The organism is Pseudomonas sp. IT-P44, assembly GCF_949768225.1.
In the GTDB taxonomy this organism is placed as follows: domain Bacteria; phylum Pseudomonadota; class Gammaproteobacteria; order Pseudomonadales; family Pseudomonadaceae; genus Aquipseudomonas; species Aquipseudomonas migulae.
On the sequence record NZ_CATKQM010000073.1, the window covers coordinates 1 to 3,043 of the forward strand.

1 rRNA gene is annotated in these 3,043 nt (G+C 51.6%); it reads left to right on the forward strand.

Annotated features, from left to right (window positions below):
• Positions 1-28 precede the first annotated feature (28 nt).
• Positions 29-2,920 (forward strand): 23S ribosomal RNA (locus tag ACM6IO_RS26675).
• Positions 2,921-3,043 lie beyond the last annotated feature (123 nt).

A 3,043-nucleotide genomic window follows, 5' to 3' on the forward strand; every position in this document is an offset into this window, starting at 1 on the left:
AGTATAACCAGATTGCTTGGGGTTATATGGTCAAGTGAAGAAGCGCATACGGTGGATGCCTTGGCAGTCAGAGGCGATGAAAGACGTGGTAGCCTGCGAAAAGCTTCGGGGAGTCGGCAAACAGACTTTGATCCGGAGATGTCTGAATGGGGGAACCCACCTAACATAAGTTAGGTATCTTAAGCTGAATACATAGGCTTAAGAAGCGAACCAGGGGAACTGAAACATCTAAGTACCCTGAGGAAAAGAAATCAACCGAGATTCCCTTAGTAGTGGCGAGCGAACGGGGACTAGCCCTTAAGTGGCTTTGAGATTAGCGGAACGCTCTGGAAAGTGCGGCCATAGTGGGTGATAGCCCTGTACGCGAAAATCTCTTAGTCATGAAATCGAGTAGGACGGAGCACGAGAAACTTTGTCTGAATATGGGGGGACCATCCTCCAAGGCTAAATACTACTGACTGACCGATAGTGAACTAGTACCGTGAGGGAAAGGCGAAAAGAACCCCGGAGAGGGGAGTGAAATAGATCCTGAAACCGTATGCGTACAAGCAGTGGGAGCCCACTTTGTTGGGTGACTGCGTACCTTTTGTATAATGGGTCAGCGACTTATTTTCAGTGGCGAGCTTAACCGAATAGGGGAGGCGTAGCGAAAGCGAGTCTTAATAGGGCGTCTAGTCGCTGGGAATAGACCCGAAACCGGGCGATCTATCCATGGGCAGGTTGAAGGTTGGGTAACACTAACTGGAGGACCGAACCGACTACCGTTGAAAAGTTAGCGGATGACCTGTGGATCGGAGTGAAAGGCTAATCAAGCTCGGAGATAGCTGGTTCTCCTCGAAAGCTATTTAGGTAGCGCCTCATGTATCACTGTAGGGGGTAGAGCACTGTTTCGGCTAGGGGGTCATCCCGACTTACCAAACCGATGCAAACTCCGAATACCTACAAGTGCCGAGCATGGGAGACACACGGCGGGTGCTAACGTCCGTCGTGAAAAGGGAAACAACCCAGACCGTCAGCTAAGGTCCCAAAGTTATGGTTAAGTGGGAAACGATGTGGGAAGGCTTAGACAGCTAGGAGGTTGGCTTAGAAGCAGCCACCCTTTAAAGAAAGCGTAATAGCTCACTAGTCGAGTCGGCCTGCGCGGAAGATGTAACGGGGCTCAAACCATACACCGAAGCTACGGGTATCACTTAGGTGATGCGGTAGAGGAGCGTTCTGTAAGCCTGTGAAGGTGAGTTGAGAAGCTTGCTGGAGGTATCAGAAGTGCGAATGCTGACATGAGTAACGACAATGGGTGTGAAAAACACCCACGCCGAAAGACCAAGGTTTCCTGCGCAACGTTAATCGACGCAGGGTTAGTCGGTCCCTAAGGCGAGGCTGAAAAGCGTAGTCGATGGAAAACAGGTTAATATTCCTGTACTTCTGGTTATTGCGATGGAGGGACGGAGAAGGCTAGGCCAGCTTGGCGTTGGTTGTCCAAGTTTAAGGTGGTAGGCTGGAATCTTAGGTAAATCCGGGATTCTAAGGCCGAGAGCTGATGACGAGTGTTCTTTTAGAACACGAAGTGGTTGATGCCATGCTTCCAAGAAAAGCTTCTAAGCTTCAGGTAACCAGGAACCGTACCCCAAACCGACACAGGTGGTTGGGTAGAGAATACCAAGGCGCTTGAGAGAACTCGGGTGAAGGAACTAGGCAAAATGGCACCGTAACTTCGGGAGAAGGTGCGCCGGTGAGGGTGAAGGACTTGCTCCGTAAGCTCATGCCGGTCGAAGATACCAGGCCGCTGCGACTGTTTATTAAAAACACAGCACTCTGCAAACACGAAAGTGGACGTATAGGGTGTGACGCCTGCCCGGTGCCGGAAGGTTAATTGATGGGGTTAGCTAACGCGAAGCTCTTGATCGAAGCCCCGGTAAACGGCGGCCGTAACTATAACGGTCCTAAGGTAGCGAAATTCCTTGTCGGGTAAGTTCCGACCTGCACGAATGGCGTAACGATGGCGGCGCTGTCTCCACCCGAGACTCAGTGAAATTGAAATCGCTGTGAAGATGCAGTGTATCCGCGGCTAGACGGAAAGACCCCGTGAACCTTTACTATAGCTTTGCACTGGACTTTGAATTTGCTTGTGTAGGATAGGTGGGAGGCTTTGAAGCGTGGACGCCAGTTCGCGTGGAGCCATCCTTGAAATACCACCCTGGCAACTTTGAGGTTCTAACTCAGGTCCGTTATCCGGATCGAGGACAGTGTATGGTGGGTAGTTTGACTGGGGCGGTCTCCTCCTAAAGAGTAACGGAGGAGTACGAAGGTGCGCTCAGACCGGTCGGAAATCGGTCGTAGAGTATAAAGGCAAAAGCGCGCTTGACTGCGAGACAGACACGTCGAGCAGGTACGAAAGTAGGTCTTAGTGATCCGGTGGTTCTGTATGGAAGGGCCATCGCTCAACGGATAAAAGGTACTCCGGGGATAACAGGCTGATACCGCCCAAGAGTTCATATCGACGGCGGTGTTTGGCACCTCGATGTCGGCTCATCACATCCTGGGGCTGAAGCCGGTCCCAAGGGTATGGCTGTTCGCCATTTAAAGTGGTACGCGAGCTGGGTTTAGAACGTCGTGAGACAGTTCGGTCCCTATCTGCCGTGGACGTTTGAGATTTGAGAGGGGCTGCTCCTAGTACGAGAGGACCGGAGTGGACGAACCTCTGGTGTTCCGGTTGTCACGCCAGTGGCATTGCCGGGTAGCTATGTTCGGAATAGATAACCGCTGAAAGCATCTAAGCGGGAAACTAGCCTCAAGATGAGATCTCACTGGGACCTTGAGTCCCCTGAAGGGCCGTCGAAGACTACGACGTTGATAGGTTGGGTGTGTAAGCGCTGTGAGGCGTTGAGCTAACCAATACTAATTGCCCGTGAGGCTTGACCATATAACACCCAAGCAATTTGACTACTCGAAAGAGCATCAGATTGCGGTGTGTGAAGACGCAATGAACCGAAAGTTCGAGAAGCAAACACACAAACTATCGCATACCCGATTCGCTGGAACGTCG